Here is a 22,376-nt window from a genome sequence, read left to right as displayed (position 1 = left end):
GTCCATGAAGCTTAAAACCCAAACGAGTAAGGGCATGGCCGTTTTATACATCCATTGACCGATAGAAAGAAAAATTTAGAGGCCCTACTCCATGGCCGCGTATATTCAGCCCGACAAGTAAAACACGAATGTTGGGCTGCCCGTTTTAATAGAATCGGCGACGAAAACGCCTTGTCAGTCGGCAAGACATTTTCGTCGCCGACGTGTTTTTAGCTTGTGCCGTCTCCGCACGTATGTATGGCCGGAAAATACGTATTAAGAAACTTGTTAGTACCACATGAACGAACCAACCCGATTATTTGATTGCCTCGCGTACCAACTTAAGAACTATCCGTTAACCGATATGCTGGCGGCTAAGGAAGCCGGCGACTGGAAAACATACAGCACGCAGGAGGTCATTAACCTGGTGAACCAGCTCAGCGTCGGTTTATTAAACCAGGGTATTTCGCGGGGCGATGGTACGGTCGAAGGCCGGGATAAAGTGGCAATCATCAGCAAAAACTGCCCCGAATGGATGCTGGTCGACCTGGCTATTCAGCAGATTGGCGCTGTTTCCGTACCGATTTATCCGACCATTAACCCGGCTGAACTTCAGTTTATCCTCAACGATGCGTCGATAAAAATGGTCTTTGTGGGCGAAGCGGAGCTATATCAAAAAGTACAGGGCATCAGCCAATACGTACCCACGCTGCAAGCCATTTTCACGTTTGAGAACGTCGCCAATGCTAAGCACTGGCGCAGTTTGCTCATCGAGGATACGGGCCAGCAGGAGCAACTTCATCAGCTCCGTGAGTTGGTAGCCCCCAGCGATCTGGCTACAATCTTATACACCTCCGGTACCACGGGTACGCCCAAAGGGGTGATGCTGTCGCACGAGAACATCCTCAGTAACATGTTCAACAGTGCGCTGGTCATTAACGAAATAGGCGTTCGTGGCCACCGGGCAATTAGTTTTTTGCCCCTGAACCACGCGGTCGAGCGGATGGCTACGTATTGTTACATCTACTGCGGAGTGTCGATCTACTATGCCGAAAGCATGGACGTTATCGCTCAGAATCTGCGCGAGGTGAAGCCAACCGTTTTTACAACGGTGCCCCGCCTGCTGGAGAAAGTATACGAAGGCATTATGGCCAAGGGAGCCGAGTTGACAGGTATCAAGAAACGCCTGTTTGACTGGTCCATTCAACTGGGAGAGCGCTACACGATCAACACACCAACTAGCTTAAGCTATCGGCTGCAACTGGCCCTGGCGAACCGGCTCGTGTTTACGAAGTGGCGGGAAGCGCTGGGTGGTCAGGTAAAGGCAATCATTACCGGTGCAGCCGCTTGTCAGGTTCGGTTGTTACGTCTTTTCGGCGCAGCTCAGATCATCGTCATGGAAGGCTACGGCTTAACGGAAGCGTCGCCCATCATCAGCGGAAACCGCTACAGTGAAGCGAACCGGATGTTCGGCACCGTTGGTCCTTTGCTTAAGGATGTCCAGGTATCCTTTGCCGAAGATGGTGAAATTCTGTGCAAAGGGCCGAATGTCATGATGGGCTATTACAAACGCCCGGATCTGACGGCAGAGGTCATGACGGGCGACTGGCTGCGTACGGGCGACATTGGTACGCTGGTAGATGGTAAATTTTTAAAGATTACTGACCGGAAGAAAGAGCTGTTCAAAACAAGCGGAGGCAAATACGTAGCGCCCCAGCCTATTGAAAATAAAATGGTGGAAAGCCGATGGATTGAGCAAATAATGGTGGTCGGTGAAGGGCAGAAGTTTGTCGGAGCCTTGATTGTGCCCGCCTTCAGGCTGGTTCAGGAGTGGTACACTCAGGAGAACAAATCATACCCAGGAGATTCCGGTGCCGCCAAAGACGAACAGGTACGAGCGCTGATCTCGGCCGATGTCAATCGCTTTAATGAGGCCTTCAACCACGTCGAACAAATCAAAAAATTTGAGCTGCTACCGGCCGAATGGACGGTTCAGGGCGGTGAGCTAACCCCGACGCTTAAACTCAAGCGCAAGATTATTCTGGAGAAGTATAAACACGCTATCGCGGATATGTTCCGGTAAGTAGCGTGAATTATGGATAAAAGCTGGCTACGTTACATAGCGTCCGAAAACATCTTAAACGCACGAAGGCCCGATCAATGACCGGGCCTTCGTCTTGTATTGTATAGTCTTATCGTGTACTAGCGATTCTCAACCAGCGCTTTAAACTCATCGACCGATACCTCCTGGGTGGCAAGGGTCATCTGCGTTTTCGCGTATTCAATGACTTTGTCGTCATACACCCGGTTAAACGTACTCGTGTAGTTCTGGCCGTTGTTTTTCTCATCGACCAGGTAATTCCGGGCAATGCGGTCGATGGTCTGGTTCATTTCCTCGTTTTCACCGCTCATGAAACCGAACTGCTCACGAACCATCTGGCGGGTTACTTCCAACACTTCCTCGAATTCGACGTTGATGTCAGCTTTCTCGGCAATCTTGTTTTTGATGAGCTGCAGCTTAACCGACTTCGTAAAGTCCTCGTACTGCTCCTCAACCTGCTCCGGCGTGAACTTGCCTTCGTTTACTTCGAGCAGCCAATTTTTCAGAAACTCGTCGGGCAGCAGAATTGGCGTAGTGTCGAGCAGCGTTTTTTCAATATCTAACCGCAGCAGTTGCGCCGATTCACGGCCGTAGTTGCTACGAATGATTTCGGCTACTTTAGCCCGGAACTGCTCTTCGTCAGTAGCGGCACCCGCGCCGAGTACCTTATCGAAAAACTCCTGATTCAGTTCGGCTGGCTCGTGGCGGGTGATGTCGTCGATTTCAAACGTAAATTCACCTGTCAGTTCAGCCGCTTCTTCTTTCTTAACGCCCGTAGCCGTAGCCCGCGCTTTCTCGTCGGGGAACGCCTGCTCCAACGCAAACGTAACAACCTCTCCTTTTTTCTTACCGACGAATTGACCTTTGGCTTCTTCGGCCATCTGGTTCATAGGAAACGCTGTCTTGGCCGAGAATCCTTCAGCACCTTCAGCAACGTTCAGTTGCTTCAATTCACCGTAGATGGTGTCGCCATCACCAACTTCTTCGCCGTGGCTGTGGGTATGGAACCGCTGCTGCAGATCGGAAATGGTAGTATTGATCTCAGCTTCGCCCGCCTGAATTTCGTACTGCGTTACGCTCGGCAGATCAGCAAAGTCAATGTCAAATTCAGAAGCCAGGCCCAGCGTATAGCTAAACGCAAAATCGGTCTGGTTATCCCAGTCGATGGCGTCAGCCTCCGTGCGATCGGGAACGGGGTCGCCCACTACCTGTAATTTGTTCTCCCGGATATACTGGCTAACTGTCTTGCTAAGCATCGAGTTGATCTCGTCGACCAGAATGCTTTTGCCGTACATCTTCTGAACCAGCGAAGCAGGTACGTGGCCCGGACGAAAGCCCTTCAACTGGACTTTACGGCCGTAGTCTTTCAGTTTTTTATCTACTTCGGGCTTGTAGTCGGCCGGAGTCAGCGTAATCTTCAGCGACGCATTCGTTTCGCTGGATTTTTCTAACGTAATATCCACAGATGTATCAGTTTTAAATAGGGAAAGAGCGAAAGAATGAAGAGTGGATTGTTTAGCAATGCTCTTTCACTCCTTCACTCTTTCGCTCTTTGAATCGTTGTACGGGCGGAGGGACTCGAACCCCCATGCCTTGCGGCACCAGATCCTAAGTCTGGCACGTCTACCAATTTCGCCACGCCCGCGGAACTTATGGCCAGTACAGCGTCTCCGCTGCACCCCAATTAATTGGCTGAATCGATGATTTTAGCCGTTTGGGACTGCAAAGGTACAAAAAGAATTTAATTCACCAAGAAACAGGCGCGAGCTTTTATTTTTAACGTTTATCTCGTCTACTTTCGGTTATTAATTTGTTATCTTGGTAGTACGAGTACAACCCGAAGGGCCCTTGCCCCTATAGACGCCGAACCATGATGAATGCAATTGACCGTCGACCCGGTCGGCCCGCTGACGCGGCTGAACCCGTGATCGACCTGGAACTGGAACGTCAGGAAATCCTGAAACGCTACCGACGATTGTTACGGGCGGCCAAACCAATGCTGAAGGGGGATGATGCCAAACTGATTAAAAAGGCGTTTAACACCTCGGCTGAAGCCCATAAAAATATGCGTCGGCGCTCGGGCGAACCTTATATATACCACCCGTTAGCCGTTGCGCAAATTGCCGTTGAAGAGATTGGCCTGGGGCCGACCAGCATCGTAGCGGCCCTGCTCCACGACGTAGTCGAAGATACCGATACCACCATCGAGGATATCGACCGGGCATTTGGCCCTAAAGTGGCCAAGATCATTGATGGACTCACCAAGATTTCGGGCATTTTCGAGTACGGTACGTCGCAGCAGGCCGAGAATTTCCGCAAAATGCTGCTGACCTTATCCGATGACGTCCGCGTTATTCTGATCAAGCTGGCCGATCGGCTCCACAACATGCGAACGCTGGACTCCATGCCCCGCGATAAGCAGCTAAAGATTGCCTCCGAAACAATTTATATCTACGCCCCCCTGGCCCACCGGTTGGGTTTATATACCATAAAATCGGAGTTAGAGGATCTTTACCTAAAGCACGTTGAGCCCGAAGCGTACAAGGATATTGCCAAGAAGTTGCGCGAGACCCGATTAGCCCGCGACCGGTTTATCGGCCGGTTCATTGAGCCGATTGAAGCTGATTTAGCCGAAACCGGCATCAAATACGTAATAAAAGGGCGGCCGAAATCGATTTATTCCATCTGGACGAAACTTAATAAATCGAAGAAGCCGTTCGAGGAAATATATGATCTGTTCGCCGTTCGCATTATTCTGAATGTAGCGCCGGAAGAAGAAAAAGCCGCCTGCTGGCGGGCCTACTCCATCGTAACGGACCATTATAAGCCTAATCCAGACCGGTTAAAAGACTGGATCAGTACCCCACGTACCAACGGCTATGAGTCGCTCCACACCACGGTGATGAGCAAATCGGGGCAGTGGGTAGAGGTGCAGATCCGCACCGAACGGATGAACGAAATTGCCGAAAAGGGATATGCCGCCCACTGGAAGTACAAAGGCAACGATACCCAGACCGGCGCGGGCATTGAAGCCTGGATCAGTCAGGTGCGCGACATGATCGAGTCGGCCAGCAACAGCGATAAAAAGGCCGCCATCGAGTTTGTCGACGACTTCCGAAGCAATCTGTACAGCGAAGAAGTCTTTGTCTTTACGCCGAAAGGTGATCTGAAAGTGTTGCAGCGCGGAGCTACAGCGCTTGATTTTGCGTTCGACATTCACACTCAGATTGGCGCGCGCTGCATGGCGGCCAAGGTGAACAATACCTTGGTCCCGTTGAGCCACGTACTGCAAAACGGTGATCAGGTCGAAGTAATCACGTCGAACCGCCAGAAGCCGAGCGAAGACTGGCTGCGCTTTGTGGTGACGTCGAAGGCGAAGACCAAGATTAAGGACTTAATTAAGGAAGAGAACAAGCGGTATGTAACCGACGGTCGGGATCTGGTTGCGAAGAAACTGCGCGTGTTGCGGCTGGAAATGACCAATGAGGTAATTAACCAGCTACGTGCCTACTTCGGCTCCAAAACCGCCGATGACTTCTTCTACCGGGTTGGCAAAGGCCATGTCGACGTTCAGGAACTCAAGAAGTTTAAAGCGGATAAGGAAGCCAAAGAGAACCGCGCCAATAAGCTCAACACCGACACGTTACCGGATGCAAAAGCCTTCGTTAAAGAGCTAAAGAAAATCCACGGCGAACGGGCCGATGCCGATATGCTGCTCATCGGCGAGGATATGGACCGGATTGACTATACCCTCTCGAAATGCTGCAACCCGATTTCCGGCGACGACGTATTTGGCTTTGTGACCATCAACGATGGCATTAAAATACACCGCGTTACGTGCCCCAACGCGGTTGAGCTGATGTCGAACCACGGCAACCGCATTATCAAAGCCAAGTGGACGTCCCAGAAAGAACTGGCGTTTCTGGCTGGCCTTCGGATCACGGGAACCGACCGCGTTGGGCTAGTCAACGACGTAACGCGGGTGATCAGCAACGAATTGCACATCAACATGCGCTCGGTAACGATTGACTCAAAAGATGGTATCTTTGAGGGCAACATTCGGCTGTATGTCAACGATACGGCTCACCTCGAAACGCTGATGCGGAAACTGGAACGAGTTCAGGGCGTGTTTGAGGTCGTACGGTTTGATTCTTAAAAAGTGATGAGTTCAAAGCGCGGGTCGTTTTCACTTAATTGCCCGTCATCGCTCATAACTCATCACGCATCACTATTTTTGCGTTATGTCTGCTCCCACTCAAACAAATCTGGAATCGGCCCGGACGATTTTCACGGCTTACCTCGAACGGAAAGGCCTGCGAAAAACGCCCGAACGATTTGCTATACTGGAAGAGATCTATAACCGGCAGGACCACTTCGATGTGGACGAGTTATACATCTCGATGAAAAACAAGAAGTACCGCGTCAGCCGGGCCACGGTTTATAATACGCTGGACGTTTTGGTAGACTGTGATCTGGTTACAAAGCATCAGTTTGGCCGGAATCTGGCTCAGTACGAAAAGTCGTATGGATACCGCCAGCACGATCACCTCATCTGTACGGACTGCCATAAAGTAATGGAGTTCTGTGACCCCCGGGTTCAGAATATTCAGAACATGGTGGGCGATATGTTGAAGTTTAACGTGATGCACCACTCGCTGATCTTCTACGGCTCCTGCGCGCGTGACCAGTGCGAAAACCGCCAGGTAACCGAAACGTCGGACCGCGAAAAAGACCAGCAAGGTGTGCAGGTACCCATCGAAGACTAGAGCACCCTATGTCGTCAGACACGGTTACGTCTGGCACAGCCCTATATTGCCAACCCTATAACATCCATGCACTTAGCTCAGCTAAACATCTCACGTATGCTTGCTCCTGACATTAATCATCCAATCATGGCTGATTTTGTCGACCAGCTCGATACCATCAATCGATTAGCCGAGGGAAGTGAGGGGTTTGTCTGGCGGTTAAAAGGCGATGGTAATAACGCTACTGACTTACGTCCATTTGACGATGAGCGTATTATTGTCAATATGTCGGTTTGGAGTTCGCCCGAGACCTTGCAGGCATTCGTATTTAAAAGTATGCATACGGAGGTCATGAAAGACCGCCGGAAGTGGTTTGAAAAGCCAGATCGGTTGCTGACCGTGCTGTGGTGGGTTCCGGTTGGGCATGAGCCCACTGTAGAGGAAGCCCGCCAACGGCTTGAGTGCTTGAATACGCACGGGTCAGGCCCACTGGCATTTACGTTTCGGGATATTCAGCCCATGCCGACTGATGTCCGCATCCTTAATGAATTAGCTTAATCAAAACCGCAGCCGCGGTCCGATCAGAATGGTAGATGTTTTATTAGGCCTCCAATGGGGCGATGAAGGAAAAGGTAAAATTGTAGATGTGCTGGCTCCCCAGTACCAGGTTGTTGCTCGGTTTCAGGGTGGCCCCAATGCCGGGCACACGCTTGAGTTCGACGGCTTTAAGCACGTGCTGCACCAGATTCCGTCGGGAATCTTTCGGGCTGATATTTTGAATATCATCGGGAATGGCGTGGTGCTGGACCCGATCGTCTTTAAAAAAGAAATCGACGGGCTGGCCAAATACAACCTCGACCTGACGACTAACCTGGAGATTTCCAAAAAAGCCTCGATCATCCTGCCGACTCATCGGCTGCTGGATGCAGCCTACGAACAAGCAAAAGGTGAATCGAAAATCGGCTCGACCTTGCGGGGAATTGGTCCGACGTATCAGGATAAAGTCGCCCGGATGGGTCTGCGCGTGGGCGATATCCTGTCGCCGAACTTCCCGACCAAATACGAGAAGCTGGTCAATACGCACAAAGTGATCCTGGAACAGAACGGATTTGATTACGCGACGGCGCTGCCCCAGGCCGAAGAAGAGTTCTTTGCCGCGGTCGAGTTCATGAAGCAATTCCAGCTTACCGATAGTGAATACGCAGTTAACAATGCCCTCACAAGCGGTAAGAAGGTCTTGGCAGAAGGCGCTCAGGGCTCGTTACTCGACATTGATTTCGGTTCGTATCCGTTCGTTACGTCCTCGAACACGATGACGGCTGGTGCCTGCACGGGTTTAGGCATTGCCCCCCGCCAAATTGGGGAAGTATTCGGTATTTTTAAAGCGTACTGCACCCGCGTTGGCAGCGGCCCTTTCCCGACGGAGTTAGCGGACGAAACTGGCGAACGCATTCGGCAGGAAGGCCGGGAATTCGGTGCTACAACCGGCCGCCCACGTCGCTGTGGCTGGCTCGACCTGCCCGCCCTGAAATACGCTATCATGATCAATGGCGTAACGCAACTGGTGATGATGAAAGTCGACGTGCTGAACATTTTCGACGAAATCAACGTCTGTACCCACTATAAATTACCCGATGGCACGATAACCGAGTTGCTTCCGTACGACCTGTGCGATACCGCGGTGGAGCCGGTTTACAAATCCTTCAGCGGCTGGCAAACCAGCCTGGCCAATGTGCATGCGTTTGATGAAATGCCCGCTGAACTGGCGACCTACGTTCATTTTCTGGAAGATGCACTGGGACTACCGATTAGTTTCATCTCGACCAGCCCTGATCGGGAGGCCATCATTTACCGGCAAGCCGTTGGTATGGTCTGATTAGACGCGGGTTACATATCCGTTTAGTATATTTTTTGCAAAAAAGCCCTGTTAACCGGGGCTTTTTTTGTGGCCTTTGCACAGTATTTGCAGTAACTACTTGTAAACTTTTTATATTTACCTCGTACCTATCGTAACTTTATTCTTAACCTATGAACTTCGTAAAAAATATTGGTCGGGTCGATCTGGTCATCAGGGCCTTACTGATCCTCGATTTCGTTATCCCCTGTTTGCTGGGCTTAATCTCCACCCCCTTTTCTTATCTTATGCTAGCACTAGCAGCGGTGCTGTTTGTAAGCTGTGTTACCGGCTACTGCTGGCTCTACGATACGTTGAAAATTTCGACCCGGCAGGAAGTTAATTCCTAGTCGTCAACGGCCATTTCTGTCTAATCAGCCCTGTCTCCTCTGAGCAGGGCTGTCTTTTTTTGCGTATTTTTGAGGACTACAACCGGAATTTACGCACAACCCATGACATCTTCAGGTTCATCGGATCGCTTATTCGACCGCCGGGGCTTTCTCAAGAAGAGTTCGCTGGCAACGCTAACCACTTTACTCGGCACTAACATTGTTTTCGCTGATCGACTCCCCAAGCAGTATATACCACTTGTTTTTGATGTTAATCCGCTGGCGGGCAAGAGCAAGGAGATGGTCGTGCTGAGCGACAAACCCTGGAACGTAGAGGCTCCCGCCCATTTGTTAGATGACGCCATTACCCCCGCCGATAAGCTGTTTATCCGCAACAACGGGCTGGCCCCTGAAACCATCGACGTAGCGAACTGGACACTGACCATCAATGGCGAGTCGGTAAAAAAAACAAAGACCTATACCCTGAGTGAACTTAAGAAAAAATTTAAGGCCTATACGTATCAATTGACGCTCGAATGTGCGGGCAACGGTCGGGCGGGTTACTTCCCGAAAACATCGGGTAACCAGTGGACCGACGGTGCCGTAGGCTGCGCGGAATGGACGGGCGTTCGTCTGAAAGACATACTGGCCGATGTTGGCGTAACCAGTGATGCTGTGTACATTGGCTATTACGGTAAAGACCTGCACGTAAGTCTCGACCCCGCAAAGCCTGTTATTTCGCGGGGCGTGCCCATGCGAAAGGCACTGGAAGACGAAACGTTGGTAGCCTGGGCGATGAACGGCCAGGATATTCCACTTGTACACGGCGCTCCATTACGTCTGGTGGTCGGTGGTTGGCCGGCTTCGGTTTCGGGAAAGTGGCTGCATACCATCGCCGTACGTAACAAAGTGCACGACGGAGCCAAAATGACGGGCAAGAGCTATAAAGTACCGATAAACCCGGTTGAACCAGGCGTTGACCCGCCGGAGGACCAGTTCCGGATTATTGAGTCGATGCCGGTTAAATCGCTCATTACGTTCCCCAAAACAGGTGCGCTCCTCCCCCCTGGTCAACCACTGACGGTACGTGGTCATGCCTGGGCTGGCGACCGTGCGGTACGCGAACTGCACGTATCCACTGATTTTGGCGCTACCTGGCAAAAAGCAGAACTGAAATCACCCAAAAACCGGCTTGCCTGGCAGCATTGGTCAGCTACGGTCAAACTTCCGCAGGCGGGTTACTACGAGATCTGGGCGCGGGCAACGGATGACGCCGGTGTATCGCAGCCGATGGTTATGCCCCAATGGAACCCCGAAGGGTATTGTAACAATGCCTGTCACCGAATTGCGGTGAAAGCGGACGGTCAGACGAAAGGAGCGAAAGGATGATTAATAACAAACGTACCATTCTTGGACTAGCCATTGCCGTTTGGGCATCGGTAGCGGCTACTACGCTCACGACAACCGAAGGCCATGTTCGAAATAAGGTCTCAAACCAATCTAGTTCGTCGTTACTCCGAACGGAGAGCCTAACGGGCATGACACCTCGACTGGCAATCAGCCAAGCTTCCGACTCGACCAAAACCGATGCGGAGACAGGCCTTGCCCTCGATGAACACCTGATGCTGGTGAAAGCCCAGTGTACGGCCTGTCATTCGAGTAAGCTGATTCTGCAAAGTCATTTTTCGCGGGAGAAGTGGATTGAGCGAATCCGATGGATGCAACGAACGCAGAAGCTTTGGGATTTAGGCGATTCAGAACCTACCATCCTGAACTACCTCGTTAAATATTACGGACCTCTGGACCAGAAATTCGACGGTCGACGGGAGCCCCTGAAACCTGTAAAGTGGTATCCATTAAGCCCCAGCCGCTAAACTCCAGCCTTATGTCCATAAAGAATTTTTACCAGACGTTTTACCAGACCGACCAACTGTTTCGGCTGGAGAACGACGTATGGGCAGGCGCTACTGGTGTCAGCGAAGAAGTGGCTACGGCTACCCATGCGGACGAGGCTGAGCAGAATGAAACGCCTGACTTCTTTAAAGAGCTGGATGCCTTATCCAATGGCCTGGTTACAAATGAGCGGGATAAGGCCCTGTTGGTCGACACGCCAGCTCCCCCGCTGACGACGTCTCTGATCCCCGAGCCAAGAGTAGTCATTCCGACTCCTGAGCCCTTACCCCAACCTGTTCCGCGCGCGACAACCCCTTCTATTCTTCCACCCGTTCAACAGCAGCCGCGCTTCCCGCAATTGAACCATAAAGTGTTGCTGCTCGCCGACGAAGCGCTGGACCCGAGCAACCTGCTGTTTCTGGAGAAGATTCTGAAAGCGGTAAACCTGAATGTTGACGGGGTCGATTTGTTAAACCTGCACGGGGTACACGACCTCAACTTCGCCGAACTCCTGCGGGGTAAATACATCAACCACTTCATTACGTTCGGGGTGCCGTTTGAGCGCATCAGCCTCGATATTATGATGGACCGGTATTCACCCGTTCGTTTTGAGGGTATTACGTTCCTGATGGCCGATTCGCTGCCGACTATCGAAGCCGATCAGAATCTAAAGAAACGGCTTTGGGCGGCTCTTCAGCGCGTATTCCTGCAACGATAGGCTCATGCATTCGCTGAATTTTATCCTACAAATACTGACTTCTTATGCCTCATTCCGCCGACGGTTCCTCTTTGCTTTCTACAACTGGTCAGACTCCGACGGAGGGGGCTCCATCCGGCTTACGGAAGGTTATCTCTACCACGCAGTTGTGGGCGATTGCCGTTGGCATGGTCATCTCGGGGGAGTATTTCGGGTGGAACTACGGCTGGGCAGTGGCGGGCACGATCGGCTTTCTTATCGCCACCTTACTCGTTACGGTTCTTTACCTGACGTTCATTTTCAGTTACACTGAACTGACCACGGCAATCCCTGACGCTGGTGGACCATTTGCCTACGCGTTTCGGGCTTTCGGGCCTACCGGAGGATTTATCGCCGGTTTTGCTACGTTGGTCGATTTTCTGATGGCTCCTCCCGCCATTGCGGCTGCGCTCGGTGCTTATGCTCACTTTCTAAATCCAGCGCTGCCCGTGCTCGGCGTAGGGGTAGTCTCCTACGTACTATTCATCGGCGTTAATATTCTGGGCGTTCGCGAGTCAGCCAATTTCTCGGTGATCATTACCATGCTTTCGGTTGTAGAATTGCTGGTGTTCATGGCCCTGGTGGCACCGGCCTATAAAACAGAGAACGTACTGGCGCACAACGAATCGTTTGGCGTAGCGGGCGTATTTGCGGCTTTGCCCTTCGCCATTTGGTTTTACTTGGCTATTGAAGGTGTAGCGATGGTGGCCGAAGAGGTCCGGGATCCCCGAAAAACCATTCCACGAGGTTATCTGCTGAGTATCGGTACGTTAGTGGTGCTGGCTCTCGGCACGATGCTGCTGTGCGCTGGCTCCGGCGATTGGCGTCCACTGAGCCAGTTGGATTATCCCCTGCCCGAAACGCTGGCCATTGTACTCGGGCGACAGAATTCCTGGGCAAAAGTCTTTGCTGGGTTAGGCCTGTTCGGTCTTATCGCGTCGTTTCATGCCAATACGCTCGGGTATTCCCGCCAACTGTTTGCGCTGGCCCGAGCGGGTTACTTACCCCGGTTTCTGGCCGACGTTAACCAGCGGTTTCGTACGCCCCACTGGTCGTTACTCATAGGCGGAATTATTGGTCTGGCGGCTTTATTTTCGGGAACAACCGGCGAAATCATTACGCTTTCGGTTATCGGGGCTCTGGTCATGTATATCAGTAGTTTACTCAGCCTGTTTCGCCTTCGCCGGACGGAACCTAGCCTGAACCGGCCATTTTTAACGCCTTTTTATCCGGCTATTCCGCTCATAGCCCTACTCCTATCCATCATCTGCTTAGTAGCCATTATCTATTTCAACCCCGGTCTAAGCGTATTGTACGCTGGGCTAATGGCGGTGCTTTGGTTCCTCTTCAAGTGGCTGGTACTCCCGGCCATTCAATCGCCATCGCTTCCGACTTCCGACTAAGATTTGCTTCTTTGGGGTACTATTCGCGTATTTCAGGGCGTTTTCTGTGTACGCTAATCCGACTGGTCTGGTAGCCGGTTTCATAAATGACGATTTTCAAACGCCTTTTTTCATCGACTGCCTCTTCGTCTGCCCCAGTAGCTGCGGTTGCCAATCCCGTAGCCCTTGGCGCTACGTCAGCCCCTTCCTTTGCACCCATTCCGACTCTACCGCTTCCAGTACTCGCAGAATCCAATACGTATCAGGTCACGCATCAGCCGCCCGACTGGCTGACGGATGAGAAGTTACTGCGGGATGAAGGCGTCTTATTCGGCTTAACCGACGCGCAGCCCGACCAGAAAATGGCCGAAATAACGGCTTATTTCTCTCAACAGACGGCACCGTTAGAGGCCTTTCGGGAGCAGTGCTCCGAACGTATTGACGACGTTAACTCGCTCATCACCCAACGCAAAGCCAACCGTACTGACCTGCTTAACCGCATCAAAGAACTGCGCGACCGTCAGCCCGCTCAGGATAACCTGGTACGTACCCTGATCAGCCTGGGCTTGTCGGCCGTCATGAGCGTAGGTACTTTCTTTTTGGTCGACGATACGTTGCAACCCGCTTTTCCGAATCGCTGGGTGGCGGTGGGCGTGTATCTGGCCGGTATGTTTAGCTTGTTCGGGCGGCAATCGTTTTTCTACGAAGAAGGGTCAAAAGTATCGGGTCGGCGACTGATCGAAGAGATCGGATTACCGCTGGCGGCATCAGTGTTTGTACTAGTCCAGGCATTACAGACTAAGTCGGTCTGGCAGGCGTTTGCCTTATTTATCTTTATCTTTTTCCTGTTTCTACTCGCCGGAAAACTCCTGCTTAGCACGCTGACAACCCTACGCCATGACCTGGCTAATATTCAGGCGAATCGGCAGTTACTGAGCGATAAAGAGCAATTGACTCCGGTTTGGGAAGCGCAGGCAGACCAGATACAACAGGAAATCAACCTTATGCGTACTCAGGTTTGGCCAATTGCAACGGCCTTAAGTCAGGCCGACGCCGACTTAGCGCAAATGAACGCACAGCGGGATAGACTTGTTAATTTATTTCTGAGCGAGTTCGAACTTGCCCGAAGCCTGCGCGACCGCCTTTCTGAATCGCAGCGAACCGAAGTATTACAACGTTATAACGTTATGTAGGTACACAATTTACAGAGTCACATACAATCTGAACAACCGCTATGGGCTGCTGACGTTAATCCGTTGGTAAGGCTGTGACTCTATAACGTTAAACTTAACGGCATGGAACCAACCAATAATCCAGACTTCCAGCATGGCTACACCAGTGGCGTAGAAGGAGTCAACCGGGAAACATACGAGGGCTATCTGTCCAGTCAGGTAAATACGGACTGGCTGACGGACCGAATCAACGAAAAACGCACTGAGCTCGCTAACACGGAACGGCAACTTGCCGAATCCACGGAAGCCAACCGCAGCGCGTATGCCGATCTACAGAACCATACCCTCCAGGTCGAGCGCCTGGATAAACAGGTTCAATACCGCGAGGCCGAGCGGCAAGCCTTACAGGCCGACCGTGATGATCTGCGGGAGCGCCGGACAAAAGCAGCCCCCGATTACTCATTGCTGGCGGGTCTCTTGTTCTTAATTGCTGGCATTTCTTTTCTGGCGGGTGACCTGATCATTTCGCACGAGATTGTTGCCTACGCGCTGAACATTCGAAATACCAACGAAGCCTGGGCGTTTGCGGTTGGTCTGGCGATGGTGTCGATTCTGCTGAAGCCAGCCTACGATCGCCTGATCGAGAAGCCCTATCAGGAAAACCCTGAACAAAATCGCACCAAATACGAGCGGTTCAAGATTGCCCTGGCGCTGTTTTCGGTACTTACCCTCGCCGTTTTGGGCTGGTTCCGCTACGAAGCCTACCGTACCGATCAGCTAAAAGCCGCCATTAACAAATCGGTCCGGCAACTTCAGCTGAATACCGATCCAACAGCCGCTACGCAAACGCTTAGCCCATCAGTAGTCAACAAAATTGAAAAACAGCTCAGTGAGTCGAGCGAGCTTAATCTGGCGTTGGTTAATAGCCCCTGGGCACTGCTGTCGTTTGTGCTGAGCGGAATTTTGTTCGCCCTGGCCGGTGCCGTGTGCTTGGGAATTGCCCTCCCTGTGCTGTCGGCGTACTGGTTCCGATGGTTGCAGGCCGATATTAAACTCTGGAAGCTACGCCGTCGGCTCAAGCGTGTCGACAAAGAACTGGCTCCCCTCGAAGCACAATTGGCGGAACAACGCATCCGTCAGAACGTATTGCAGCATAACCTCGACTTATTACCCGCACTTGATGAACTGCGCGAGCAGCGCCGAACCCTGCAGGCGGAGTTGAATGAGTTGTTGGCCGAGTTAAAGCTGGCTCAGACCGATAGCCGCATCAGTAATTTCAACGATGGATACGGGCAGGGCGAAGCGACACGTACCGTCCTGTCGGACGACGAGCAGCAGCAGCTACGCAAAGAGATGCTTACGCTCCAGACTAGCAATCGCACCAATGGTAGCCGCCCAACCGAGCGCACGAACGGTACACCACCTACCAACGGCAAAGCCCAGGCATTGCGGCCTCACCAGACAATCCGCAAGTTTTTATCGGATGAGCTGTAGATAACCCCCTTTTACGTAGTGATTACGTTAACAGCCTGATGGGTCATACTCGTCAGGCTGTTTTTGTGTCTGCGCAATCGGGAAGTAGTCAAGCGCCGTTCATACAGGTGGGTACGCTCGTTCATTAAAGACCCCTCTGTGAGTTGATGTATATCATTTTTTTCATTCTGGAAACTCGCTGTTTAGCCGAAAAATAACTGTTTAGCGTGACCAGGTGAATATATTTTCACATGAGAGTGACCATTAGGCAATTCACAACGTACTATGTAAGAAGTAAGTAACTTAAAAAATGACTAATGTGATTGATCTTGCTAAGAAAGTGATCGGAATTCATCCTACTCAAGGCTTAAAACCTCTACGTAACATTTTGCATGTCGGTTCGCCTTATCATGGCTATTACGTACCTGCCAATTTTTTGAACAGCAATTCGATCTGCTATTGCATTGGGGCAGGCGAAGACATTTCGTTTGATACCGAGCTTAAAGTGCTCTTTGATGCGCAGGTCTTTATTTTCGACCCGATGCCGGAGGGTATACTTCACTTTCAGAAACTGAACGAGTATACGAGCAGAAATCAGCCGCTGACGATTCATGTCAACGACCCGTTTACGTATCGGATTACTCAGAAGCAGCTTGATTCAATCCGGTTCGTAGATATTGGGGTATGGGACAGCCAGACGACACTCAAATTTTACGCCCCAACCCGCGACGATTATCCGTCACATTCGGTCTATCTCTTCAAAGAATCGGGCGAATACATTGAAGCTCCCGTGGATCGACTGAGCAACCTGATGAACATGCTTGGCCACACGGCCCTGGATTTAGTTAAGATCGAAATCGAAGGCGCTGAGTATACGGTTATCGATACAATTGTAGAAGACAAACTCGATATTAAAGCGATCCTGGTCGAGTTCGATGAGGTTCACAATGCTACCGATAAACTCTTCCACTTCCGCATTAAGAGCGCCTGCGACAAACTAAAGAAAGCGGGCTATGTCTTAGTCCACTCCACGGAGGCAATGAAGCGCACGTTCATTCGCGAAGACGTGTACAATATGCTTAATACGTAGCATGAAAAACCCGGTTAGGTCATTGACCTAACCGGGTTTTTATTAAAACAGCTACTTACCAGGAAAAGAGCGCTCATCTAAACGTTTCCTGTATATCCATCACATACCCTAACGTCTTGGCGTAAAGGAACGCAGGAAGTGCAATGGCGGGGTACTGTTTTTTCCAGTGGCTATAGTTATCCCGCGTAAAATCAGCCCAGTTGTAGGCATTCAGGTGAACCCGCCCGAGCGAAATACACGGCTCATGGATGCGCGTCGTGTGCCACCATCGGGTGGGAAACAGGACCGTTTCCCCTTCTTCTACCATAACCGTAATTGGGGTGGCTTTTTTAAATAAAGGGTGCTTTTCGTAATCAGGATTGAACACATCCACCTGAGAAACCTTGGGATTCTCCGCGCTGGGATACATGTATTCGTCCTGATCGGGCGGGTAAAAGATAAACTTTTTCGCTCCGTAGAGTTGGGTAATCTGCGTATGTAAAAACAAGGCATCGACGTGCAGAACGGGGAAATTAGCGCCGTTTCCACCCAAAAAGAATTCATACGTCTCGGTTCCATGCAGCATGAACTTGGGCAGCAACGGGTGCTTGATCCGGTCCGATTTGCCGTAGATGACCTCGGGCTTTATATCTTCAAATAATTCAGGGCACGTCTGGCCAACGTTGAAGCTAAACGGATAAGGGGCTGGATTTTCGGGCGTAGAGGCCAGCATAAGGTCTACGTACTCGGCCAGCGTATAGGTCGTTCCTTTTAGTTGCTTTGTCAGGTGACCGTAGTGGGTTTTAAAGAACTCGGGGGTAATCTTCCCCATCGCCTTCCAGTCCTGGGTGGCGTCTGTCAGCACAACCGGTATACCCGGCTCAATATATTCGGCAATCAGTTCGTCACGGGAGATGTTCGCTCGCTTATCGATCCTGGTGACGCGCTGCGGCTTGGCTATTGGGGCAGAATTACTTACCATACTCCATTACTCAGTGTTATTAATCGATCGGCATTCTCTATTTAGATTCTATTTGCCCTCTTTTGTCACTTAAAATCCTATATAAATTGTTCTCTGCGGCTGACGGTTGTAGGAAGTTTCTTCTAATAAAACAATGCCAATCGACATATATTGTCGCTGGTAATTAGGCAATTACGCTTGACCCAAAAGATCAATTATAAAATTACCTTGATAAACAGACGGGTAAAAACATGTAGTACGTGCAAACCGGAGGAAGCGTGTTTGCAGAATCGGGGTGACAAGCCGCCAGTCCGACTGACGGACTTTAACGCTTATTCGTCAGCTTAGGGTAGCAAAGTAAACGCCTGAATTAGGGAGCCGAAAGCAGATTTAGTACGCTGCATTCAAAAAACCGACCATGCGCTTGAGATAACGGGAATTTCTACGCTGGGCGATCAGTTGACGTTGCTCGACAAAGGGGTGGTCACATCAACTCGCCGAGGGGTTACAGACAGTAAGCTGGTCTCCGCAGCAATCCGTTCGCGTTACAGCGGTTACAGGAACACACCTGCCAGCAACCCGCCTAGAATGAGCAGATAAGGCGGTATTTTGGTGTATAGCAACACAACGACGGTAACCAGCACCACCACCACCGACGGCCAGTGAGGAGCCATTGGCTCGAACAGGGCGATGGCCGCTGCGGCCGTAAGTCCTGTACTGGCTGCGTTGATACCGTCCAGCGATGCCCGTACAACCCGGTAGCGCTTGAGCTGCTCCCAGAAGCGGTAGACAAAGAAGATTAAAAAAGTACCCGGCAGAAAAATACCCGCCGTAGACACGAAGCTGCCCCAGAACTGGCCGGATAAACCAGCGTCACGCATCGATAACGCTCCTATATACGAAGCAAACGCAAACACGGGTCCAGGTAGGGCTTGCACTAAACCTAAACCCGACAGAAACTCCTCCCGGTTCAGGTAATGCTTGAAGGCTACGAACTCGTTGTACAGCATAGGCGTCAATACCTGCCCTCCGCCAAAAACCAGACTGCCGTTCCGGTAGAAGTTCTCGAAGAGCCGAACGGGCAGCAACTGGGTAATAGCGCCTAGTCCGGCCGCCAGAATCAATACGCCTAACCAAAGCAGAAAATTAGCCCACTGGATTTGTAACGGTTTCTTCTCCATACGCTCCTGCTTGGCATACGTCAGGGCTGTCGTAAGCCCGCCAACGGCAATAACAATGGGGGTCATCACGGGCGACCGAAAGACGTAGGCGACCAGAGCCGCGGTAATGGCCAGCGCCAAACTGATCTGATTCTTAATGACCTTCTGCCCGATCCGGTATCCGGCAACTATCAGAAAGCCGACGGCCATGGGTTGAATAAACCGGGCAAATTGAAGCGACAGATGCTGCTGTTCGAGGTAGTAAATGCCCATTGCGGCCGCCGTCATAATCGAAACACCAGGCAATACCCAGATGAGCAACGTAATGTAAGCCAGATTAGGTCCGCCTATTTTGTAGCCTACGGCCGTGATAGTCTGCGTTGAGGTAGGGCCTGGCAGCACCTGACACAGCGCATTTAACTCCATGAGTTCGCCCTCAGTCAGGTAGCGCCGTTTTTGCACCAACCGATCGAAGAACATGGCCAGATGTACCTGCGGCCCACCGAAGGTTGTCAACGCCAGTATCAGCACATCTTTCAGAAAGATGAAGTACCGAATTCGACGTACGGGCTTAACGGTCGGTAGATAAGGCAGCATGTAGCGGGTTAGGAAGGGGAAGGAGAAACATAGCGTTGGCTGGTTTAGTGAACCCGCGGCTGCATCAGTCCACTAAACCAGCCCGCAAATCAAGCTTTTTTGAGGCCCAATTCCATCAGACGTTCATCCAGAAACTCACCGGCGGTCATGTCGACGTACAGCTTCGGGTGTTCGGCGTCAATGCAGCTTTCCAGGCAACTCAGGTCCATATCAGCACGCGGGTGCATGAAGAAGGGAATCGAATACCGCGACTGATTCATTTTCTCCCGGGGCGGGTTCACCACCTGGTGAATCGTTGACTTCAGCTTATGATTCGTCAGCCGGTCGAGCATATCACCGACGTTCACCACTACCTGATCAGGTAAGGCCGTAATACCAATCCATTTGCCATCCCGCCGAAGCACTTCCAGGCCATCGGCCGAGGCTCCCATCAACAGCGTAATCAGGTTGATGTCGCCGTGGGCAGCCGCCCGTACGGCCCCATCTGGTGTTGTTTCCGGATCAAGCGGGAAGTAATGCAACGCCCGCAGGATACTATCGCCGTTGGTTACCTTATCATCGAAGTAATTTTCGGGCAGTTCCAGATACAAGGCAATGGCCCGTAGCAACTGTTTGCCGGCATTCTCAAGGGTCTGGTAGGCGGTTAACGTAGCATCGCCAAATTCAGGATACTCCTCGGGTAATACGTTAGCGGGCATGTCGCCAACGGGTTCGGGCTGACCAATGTGGTAAAACTCCTTCAGGTCAGCGACTTTAAAGCCTTTTGCCGTTTCTTTTCCTTTACCAATATAGCCACGCTGGCCAAACAGCTCTGGATGCTCATACTTTTGTTTGAGTTGATCAGGAGCCGAAAAGAAAGCCTGAGTTGTGTCGTATAACTTCTTGGTTAACTCGGTAGTAAGACCATGATTCCGGATGGCCACAAACCCAATCTGATTGAACGCCCGCCCTAAATCCTGAACAAATCGGGCTTTCCGTTCGGCATCGCCCGACGTAAAATCAGCTAAATCAAGCGACGGGATTTCGTCGTATAACTCTTGTGATGACATAGACTAAACTATTTTCACAAAAATACGAAAGTTTGGTAATTCTGTGGGCAGAGTACGAAACGCCACAGTCATAGCCAAAAGGCAATTCAATAAATTTTATAACAAGACTATTTTTTGATTTGTTACTTTGTATTCGTCGCTATCCAAATCCGGAAACGTTACTTCCGGATCACTGTCCAGTATGAATGTAAAGAACGCCCATGCGATCCAAACGCCTGCCTCACTTTGGCAGAAGGCCTTGGATCAGTCTGCTAGCGGAATACTCGTTTATGAAGCTGTCCGCAATGAAGAAGACGACATCGATACGTTCATCGTGCGGCTGGCGAATCGTCGCGCTGAGCAGATTTTAGGTCTGGAACGCGACGACATGCTTGGACGCACTGCCGCCGAACTCTTCCCTCCCTCCCAGCCCACCACACTTTGGGATGACATTGCCGAGGTGATTAATTCGGGCCAACCCCACCGAAGCGAACTGTTTTACCAGATAAGCCGCACCAGACAAGAACTGTGGTTCGACCTGTGCATTGAACCCCTCGGCGACGGTCAGAGCGCCGTAGTGTCGTTCACTGATATAACGGCGCTGAAAAATACAACCAGCACCCTGCTGGGTGAAGCCATTCTGTTTAAATCGCTGTCGTCGACTGTGCCGGGCATGTGCGTAGTGGTAGTCAATTACTTTCACAAAGTTTTGTTCGCGAATGGCAGTTTACCCGGCCTGTTTGATAGCCAGGAAGCCAGCGATGTAGTGGGCAAACGTATCGCCGACACCATTCTTCCTGAGTTTCGAGAAGACTGGCAGTCCTACGTAAGCACGGCTCTGATGGGTCAGCAGCATACCTTTAGCGACCAATGGGGCGGGTGGCGCTGCGAATGTTACGTCGGACCGGTGCGTAACGAACGGGGCGATGTGGTGATGGCCATGTGCGTTTACCGTGACGTGTCCGAACAATTCCGCCAGCAGCAGCGGCTTCAGCGTATGAACAACGATCTTCAGCGTTCGAACCATAGCTTGGAGCAGTTTGCCTACGTAGCCAGTCACGACCTACAGGAGCCGCTCCGGAAGATCAGATCGTTCGGCAACCTCCTGAACGAAAATTATGCCGAAACACTGGGGCCGAACGGGCTGGATCTGGTTCGACGCATGCAGTTGGCGGCCGAGCGGATGGACCGGCTCATCAAAGGCTTGTTAGCCTACGCACGCATCACAACCCCGACTAGTCTGACGCTTTCTGACAAGGGTAGTCTGGTTAATATGCAGGAGTTGCTGGCCGATATCCAGAACGACCTGGAGGTACTCATTAACGAACGACAGGCTACCGTTACGGTAAACATGCAGCTCCCCTCGATGTTGGGTGACCCGATTCAATTACGGCAACTATTTCAAAACCTGCTCAGCAATGCCATAAAATTTACGAGACCCGGCCAGCGGCCGAACGTAACCGTTTCTGGTCAGGTGATTTCAGGTAACGCCGTTCCGGATTATTCCAGCGTCGATCGTTCTTTGTCGTACGCCCTGGTTAGCGTACAGGACAAGGGTATTGGGATTGCGCCCGAGGATATCAGCAAACTGTTTGGCCTTTTCAGCCGATTGCACGGTCAGCAGCAATTTGCCGGTTCAGGCATAGGGCTGGCCACCTGCAAACGGGTAGCCGAAAACCATGGCGGCACCATAACGGTAGAAAGCGAAATAGATCACGGCACTACGTTCCACGTCTACTTGCCGCTACGTACTGCCGAACCAGTTAGCGATTAATTGATTAAAATCCTAAAGGGGTTGTTACGTCAGCGCATGAACGGCATCTTGTCCATCCGCAGTTGACGTAACAACCCCTTTAG

18 protein-coding genes and 1 tRNA gene are annotated in these 22,376 nt (G+C 51.4%); 14 read left to right on the top strand and 5 right to left on the bottom strand.

The genetic code is table 11. The annotated features are described in order from the left end of the window. The first annotated feature begins 277 nt into the window (after nucleotides 1-277). A complete protein-coding gene (locus ACYVIY_RS27405) occupies nucleotides 278-2,062 on the top strand; it encodes an AMP-dependent synthetase/ligase (RefSeq protein WP_460979815.1) in 1,785 nt (594 codons plus the stop codon). 119 nt (nucleotides 2,063-2,181) lie between these two features. On the opposite strand, the gene tig is transcribed toward ACYVIY_RS27405, so the two are convergent. Then, nucleotides 2,182-3,543 carry a trigger factor gene (tig, locus tag ACYVIY_RS27400; RefSeq protein ID WP_460979814.1) on the bottom strand — a complete coding sequence of 454 codons (1,362 nt, stop codon included), beginning with the start codon at nucleotides 3,541-3,543 and terminating at the stop codon, nucleotides 2,182-2,184. Nucleotides 3,544-3,643: 100 nt separating this feature from the next. Beyond that, a tRNA-Leu gene (locus ACYVIY_RS27395) sits at nucleotides 3,644-3,725 on the bottom strand. A gap of 225 nt (nucleotides 3,726-3,950) precedes the next feature. Between ACYVIY_RS27395 and ACYVIY_RS27390 the strand changes: the two genes are divergently transcribed. The 12 genes from ACYVIY_RS27390 to ACYVIY_RS27335 all read left to right on the top strand — a co-directional run bounded on the left by ACYVIY_RS27390 (nucleotide 3,951) and on the right by ACYVIY_RS27335 (nucleotide 16,794). Further along, nucleotides 3,951-6,236 (top strand): RelA/SpoT family protein, encoded by a 2,286-nt coding sequence (locus ACYVIY_RS27390; RefSeq protein ID WP_460979813.1) that lies wholly within the window; start codon nucleotides 3,951-3,953, stop codon nucleotides 6,234-6,236. A gap of 85 nt (nucleotides 6,237-6,321) precedes the next feature. After that, nucleotides 6,322-6,846 (top strand): Fur family transcriptional regulator, encoded by a 525-nt coding sequence (locus ACYVIY_RS27385; RefSeq protein WP_460979812.1) that lies wholly within the window; start codon nucleotides 6,322-6,324, stop codon nucleotides 6,844-6,846. Between the two features lie 66 nt (nucleotides 6,847-6,912). Continuing rightward, a complete protein-coding gene (locus tag ACYVIY_RS27380) occupies nucleotides 6,913-7,383 on the top strand; it encodes a DUF3291 domain-containing protein (RefSeq protein ID WP_460979811.1) in 471 nt (156 codons plus the stop codon). Nucleotides 7,384-7,411: 28 nt separating this feature from the next. Beyond that, on the top strand, nucleotides 7,412-8,701 hold the full coding sequence (locus ACYVIY_RS27375) for an adenylosuccinate synthase (protein WP_460979809.1): 1,290 nt from the start codon (nucleotides 7,412-7,414) through the stop codon (nucleotides 8,699-8,701). A 152-nt stretch (nucleotides 8,702-8,853) separates the two neighbouring features. Beyond that, nucleotides 8,854-9,069: a YgaP family membrane protein gene (locus ACYVIY_RS27370; protein WP_460979807.1), complete on the top strand. Its 216-nt coding sequence runs from the start codon at nucleotides 8,854-8,856 to the stop codon at nucleotides 9,067-9,069. Between the two features lie 102 nt (nucleotides 9,070-9,171). Then, nucleotides 9,172-10,437, top strand: a complete 1,266-nt coding sequence (locus ACYVIY_RS27365) for a sulfite oxidase (RefSeq protein WP_460979804.1) — start codon at nucleotides 9,172-9,174, stop codon at nucleotides 10,435-10,437. Further along, the gene (locus ACYVIY_RS27360; protein ID WP_460979802.1) at nucleotides 10,434-10,922 is read left to right on the top strand and encodes a hypothetical protein; all 489 of its coding nucleotides are present in this window, start codon (nucleotides 10,434-10,436) and stop codon (nucleotides 10,920-10,922) included. Before ACYVIY_RS27365 ends, ACYVIY_RS27360 begins: the two co-directional genes overlap by 4 nt. A gap of 11 nt (nucleotides 10,923-10,933) precedes the next feature. Next, nucleotides 10,934-11,659 (top strand): hypothetical protein, encoded by a 726-nt coding sequence (locus ACYVIY_RS27355; RefSeq protein WP_460979801.1) that lies wholly within the window; start codon nucleotides 10,934-10,936, stop codon nucleotides 11,657-11,659. A 44-nt stretch (nucleotides 11,660-11,703) separates the two neighbouring features. Further along, nucleotides 11,704-13,080: an ethanolamine permease gene (gene eat, locus ACYVIY_RS27350; RefSeq protein WP_460979800.1), complete on the top strand. Its 1,377-nt coding sequence runs from the start codon at nucleotides 11,704-11,706 to the stop codon at nucleotides 13,078-13,080. 86 nt (nucleotides 13,081-13,166) lie between these two features. Continuing rightward, nucleotides 13,167-14,252: a hypothetical protein gene (locus ACYVIY_RS27345; RefSeq protein WP_460979799.1), complete on the top strand. Its 1,086-nt coding sequence runs from the start codon at nucleotides 13,167-13,169 to the stop codon at nucleotides 14,250-14,252. A gap of 102 nt (nucleotides 14,253-14,354) precedes the next feature. Next, nucleotides 14,355-15,725, top strand: a complete 1,371-nt coding sequence (locus ACYVIY_RS27340) for an AAA family ATPase (RefSeq protein ID WP_460979798.1) — start codon at nucleotides 14,355-14,357, stop codon at nucleotides 15,723-15,725. A gap of 289 nt (nucleotides 15,726-16,014) precedes the next feature. Beyond that, nucleotides 16,015-16,794: an FkbM family methyltransferase gene (locus ACYVIY_RS27335; RefSeq protein WP_460979796.1), complete on the top strand. Its 780-nt coding sequence runs from the start codon at nucleotides 16,015-16,017 to the stop codon at nucleotides 16,792-16,794. 73 nt (nucleotides 16,795-16,867) lie between these two features. Here the strand turns inward: ACYVIY_RS27335 and ACYVIY_RS27330 are convergent, their stop codons facing one another. The 3 genes from ACYVIY_RS27330 to ACYVIY_RS27320 all read right to left on the bottom strand — a co-directional run bounded on the left by ACYVIY_RS27330 (nucleotide 16,868) and on the right by ACYVIY_RS27320 (nucleotide 20,540). After that, on the bottom strand, nucleotides 16,868-17,755 hold the full coding sequence (locus tag ACYVIY_RS27330) for a cupin-like domain-containing protein (protein ID WP_460979795.1): 888 nt from the start codon (nucleotides 17,753-17,755) through the stop codon (nucleotides 16,868-16,870). Nucleotides 17,756-18,288: 533 nt separating this feature from the next. Continuing rightward, entirely contained in the window at nucleotides 18,289-19,491 is a 1,203-nt protein-coding gene (gene chrA / locus ACYVIY_RS27325; RefSeq protein WP_460979794.1) for a chromate efflux transporter, read from the bottom strand. A gap of 89 nt (nucleotides 19,492-19,580) precedes the next feature. Beyond that, nucleotides 19,581-20,540, bottom strand: a complete 960-nt coding sequence (locus ACYVIY_RS27320; RefSeq protein ID WP_460979793.1) for an isopenicillin N synthase family dioxygenase — start codon at nucleotides 20,538-20,540, stop codon at nucleotides 19,581-19,583. Between the two features lie 181 nt (nucleotides 20,541-20,721). On the opposite strand from ACYVIY_RS27320, the gene ACYVIY_RS27315 reads away from it, so the two are divergent. Then, nucleotides 20,722-22,293 (top strand): PAS domain-containing sensor histidine kinase, encoded by a 1,572-nt coding sequence (locus ACYVIY_RS27315; RefSeq protein ID WP_460979792.1) that lies wholly within the window; start codon nucleotides 20,722-20,724, stop codon nucleotides 22,291-22,293. Nucleotides 22,294-22,376 lie beyond the last annotated feature (83 nt).

This window comes from Spirosoma knui (genome assembly GCF_054780635.1).
This window is presented reverse-complemented; position numbering and strand designations above follow the sequence as displayed.